Raw genomic sequence first — 3,152 nt, forward strand, 5'->3', positions numbered from 1 at the left:
AAAAAAACAACCTCATCTGCAGGAACAGTTGGATGAAAAACAGTTTCCCCAGAGATACACTTTTTCGGGTCGACACCATCAATGAAGATTTTGTCTTTAACGAGCAGGTGGTTGAGGTCTTTGACGATATGCTGGATCGTTCAGTTCCCTTCTACGGTGAAGTGATCAGGTCCAGTGCCAGGCTTCTGGACTGCTTTCTTCATTCCGGGGACAGGGTTTATGACCTTGGCTGTGCCACCGGCACAACTCTGCTTGAGTTTTCCAGAATCCTGAAAAAAAAGGGATTGCACTTTACAGGTATCGACAACTCGACGGCCATGCTCGCCAAGGCCCGGCTGAAGGCGAAAATCTATTCCAAAGAAGACAGCCTTGACTTTCTGGAAGAAGATATCACCACAATTCATCACCCGGGTGCGGGGGCTTTTATCGTCAATTACACCATGCAGTTCATCAGACCCCTTAAACGTGAAGAATTTGTACGAAGGATCTATTCCAACCTCAGGCCCGGTGGCATTCTCCTGCTCAGTGAAAAAGTCATCAGCCACGAGCGCCGTATAAACCGTGAATATATTGATATTTATCATGCCTTCAAACGATCCAGGGGATATTCCGAACTCGAAATTGCCAAGAAACGTGAAGCCCTGGAGAATATTCTTATCCCTTTTTCCATTGATGAAAACAGGGCGCTGCTGGCCAACTGCGGATTCCAGTCAGTGGAAACCTATTTTCAATGGTTCAATTTTGCCTCTTTCATAGCTGTTAAACCGGCCTGATTTCCCATGAATTACCTGTCGTTTCTCCCCTCTACAGCCCATTTTGACTCAATTTCCGAACTCCACCAGTCACGCAGTAACTGGGTCAACCAACAGAAAAAAGGTTTTCTCCGCTACCGCGAGCCCTGTCTTGAGCTTTCACAGTTCCAGGCAAGCCATGTGGACTGCGACAATGAAGTCGTGACCATCGGATTGCCGGATGAAATTGATGAAACCACGCAAAAAAAAATAACACTTGCCCTGCAGGATTTCATGCCCTGGCGCAAAGGTCCTTTCTCCATTTTCGGTACTGATGTGGATGCTGAATGGCAGAGCCAGAGGAAATGGCGGAGAATAGTTCCCGAACTTCCCGATTTAAAGAATAAGATTGTGGCGGACGTAGGCTGCAACAACGGCTATTACATGTTCCGCATGGTGCCACACAAACCGCAACTGATCCTGGGCTTTGAACCCTCCGTGCAGCACTATTACTGTTTCAAGGCGCTGAACAGCATGGCCGGATGCGACTGTCTCGACATCGACCTGCTGGGAGTTGAACATCTTCCCTTTTTTGAATCCTGCTTTGACGTGATTTTTCTCCTGGGCATTATTTACCACCGGCCCTCCCCCATTGACACCCTGAGGGATATTCTCACCGCCCTGCAGCCGGGCGGGACACTCATCCTGGAATCACAGGCTATCCCCGGAGACGAACCGGTGGCTCTTTTCCCTGAAAAGACCTACGCAAAGGTTCCGGGCACCTATTTTGTACCAACGGCAACCTGCCTCCACAACTGGATGGCCAAAGCAGGATTCAAAAATATCAAAGCATTCTGTTCGCATCCCATGTCCAGCAAAGAACAGCGCCGGACAAAATGGATGGTCTTTGAATCCTACACGGATTTTATCAGACCGGAGAACCCACAGCTGACGGTAGAAGGTTATCCCGCGCCCCTTCGTGTTTTTTTTAAAGGCACAAAGGGATAGAACTTTAACAACTCACCTGTTTTATAACCCTGCGTTTTTTATTATCTGTGAGTAATCAGCCGAAACCTGCTGTTCACCCTCGACCGGTAACCGCAAAGTGGTGTTGAAATCCACCGTCAATCTCCATCACATCAAGAAATCCGGCCGATTTGAGCTGCCCGATGACTGTCGAGGCGCTGACACGGTGATCCAGCGGTGGCCCCTGTTCACAGGCTTTGCTGTCCTTTTCCCAGTCAATAATCACAAGTTTGCATCCAGGTCGAATAACTCTCCTGATCTCCGCCAGCAAAGGATCTGGCGGGGTCAGTTCATGATAAAGTGCAATGAGCCAGATTCCGTCAACACTGCCATCTGCAAATGAAAGTTCATCCCTGTCCATCAGTGCGGGTCTGACGATACTGTCTTTCGGCAGGTTTTTTTCCATCTCTGAGATCATGACCGGCTCAATATCCAGGGCAAATATCTTTGCGGCAGGACCTGCGTATTTTGCGATTTCCCTGGTCAGATATCCTGTTCCGGCACCAATATCGAGGTATAAACTACCATCTCCAGAATTGACCAGTTCCCAGACAAGATGGGGAGGAATCCACCGCAATCTCTCTGGATTATTAAGCTTCTTTCTTTTAGCGGGATCAAATTTTTTCGCTGATGCCATAATCAGTCGCTCCTTTTTACTGTTCTGCAGCCCAATACGTAATGCAGTAATTGCTCACAGGCCCCCAGCCCTCTCCTGATCCTGATTGCATGTGTCCTCCAGACGACTCTTTTCCTGTACCACAACTACTATACCCGATAATGGCTGATTTATGCCCGGATCAGCTTCAATAAAAACAAATTCATTACAAAAGTTGTCATTCAGGCTGATTATGGTATACACTTCAAGATATTGAAAACCGTCAACTGTAAGACGGCAAAGAAAAAAAGACAGACATTTTCCATAATACAAGGAAATACCAGGAGTCAATACATGGACAAACAGAATTGTACCCTTTACAGCAGCGGCCTGAAAGGCGCCGAAGCAACCTTTGGAGAAGAGGCGGAAAAAATCGGGATAAAAGAAATTGTATACTCATTTGAAGGACATAAACTGTCCAGGGAGAAAAATGTCATAGTCCTCAGCCAGGACGAACTTGAACGAGGTGATATCAGTATGGAACTGGCTTCCAGAATGCTGAACCGCACCTATTATGAAACAGACAAAATCAGAAAGGTCCTGCAGACCATCTTTCATATGGTCAACAGCGGCCACCAGGTCTTTGTGGTCGGTTCCATCCAGGAAGACGATTCCGTAAAAGGGGGAACAGGCTGGGCCGTTGAACTGGCCAAAATGTTCAACCGTCCCCTTCATGTCTTCGACCAGCCCCGGAAAAAATGGTTTACCTGGCGGACCGGCAGCTGGCAGGAAGACAGTCC

General features: G+C 47.8%; 4 protein-coding genes. 3 read left to right on the plus strand and 1 reads right to left on the minus strand.

Translation table 11 applies throughout. The annotated features are described in order from the left end of the window. The first annotated feature begins 32 nt into the window (after positions 1 to 32). Both cmoA and cmoB read left to right on the plus strand, forming a co-directional pair. A complete protein-coding gene (gene cmoA / locus ACXLDX_RS04425; RefSeq protein WP_457575988.1) occupies positions 33 to 773 on the plus strand; it encodes a carboxy-S-adenosyl-L-methionine synthase CmoA in 741 nt (246 codons plus the stop codon). 6 nt (positions 774 to 779) lie between these two features. Beyond that, the gene (gene cmoB, locus ACXLDX_RS04430; protein ID WP_457575985.1) at positions 780 to 1,739 is read left to right on the plus strand and encodes a tRNA 5-methoxyuridine(34)/uridine 5-oxyacetic acid(34) synthase CmoB; all 960 of its coding nucleotides are present in this window, start codon (positions 780 to 782) and stop codon (positions 1,737 to 1,739) included. A gap of 73 nt (positions 1,740 to 1,812) precedes the next feature. Here cmoB and ACXLDX_RS04435 read toward each other — a convergent pair whose 3' ends face one another. Next, positions 1,813 to 2,394, minus strand: coding sequence for a class I SAM-dependent methyltransferase (locus tag ACXLDX_RS04435; protein ID WP_457575986.1), 582 nt, complete (start codon positions 2,392 to 2,394; stop codon positions 1,813 to 1,815). Positions 2,395 to 2,706: 312 nt separating this feature from the next. Here ACXLDX_RS04435 and ACXLDX_RS04440 point away from each other — a divergent pair. Continuing rightward, positions 2,707 to 3,152: hypothetical protein (locus tag ACXLDX_RS04440; protein ID WP_457575987.1), on the plus strand; the 446-nt coding region annotated here is incomplete at its 3' end.

Source organism: Desulfomarina sp. (assembly GCF_054039375.1).

Excerpts from the sequence above, each read along its gene's own strand:
- cmoA (WP_457575988.1), top strand. The coding sequence starts at position 33 with ATGAAAAACAGTTTCCCCAGAGATACACTTTTTCGGGTCGACACCATC.
- cmoB (WP_457575985.1), top strand. The coding sequence starts at position 780 with ATGAATTACCTGTCGTTTCTCCCCTCTACAGCCCATTTTGACTCAATT.
- ACXLDX_RS04435 (WP_457575986.1), bottom strand. The coding sequence starts at position 2,394 with ATGGCATCAGCGAAAAAATTTGATCCCGCTAAAAGAAAGAAGCTTAAT.